Origin of the sequence: Winogradskyella sp. UBA3174 (assembly GCF_002364335.1) — a bacterium.
Classification (GTDB): Bacteria; Bacteroidota; Bacteroidia; order Flavobacteriales; family Flavobacteriaceae; genus Winogradskyella.
Window position 1 is genome coordinate 1 of sequence record NZ_DEXW01000083.1, and the last position, 429, is coordinate 429.

Here is a 429-nt window from a genome sequence, read left to right on the forward strand (position 1 = left end):
TAGAAGTGTTTTTTTTAAAGAGTTTGTATAACCATGACTTATTAAATTGTTTTGTATCATAAATTAATCGATTTTTATTGATTTATTTGATATTAATAAATCAGTAAATTTTTTGGAATCGTGCAACTGATGACTAAAACAAATGCCTTTTGGGTTTGAATTCTCAAGCATTTTTTCAACATGAAGCACTGTTGAAAACGCAGTGAGTTCTGATTGGCCCTCTTTACATTTAAAAACGATTCTATTTTCTTTTGATGCAGCGTCAGAATATATAATTTCAAAGGAAGAAATATCACCATTTCCACTACCTCCAAAAATCCATTTCTTTTCTCTAAAGCCTAAAATCTTAAAAAACCCTATTTTTTGCATAAAGGGTAGTATGGCTGAGACTACTTTAGAATCGAATGTCATTTTAGCTCTTACATTTGG

General features: G+C 29.4%; 1 pseudogene. It reads right to left on the minus strand.

Annotated features, from left to right (window positions below):
• Positions 1-63: 63 nt before the first annotated feature.
• Positions 64-429: pseudogene (locus B2U95_RS15775) on the minus strand (saccharopine dehydrogenase); the annotation flags it as partial.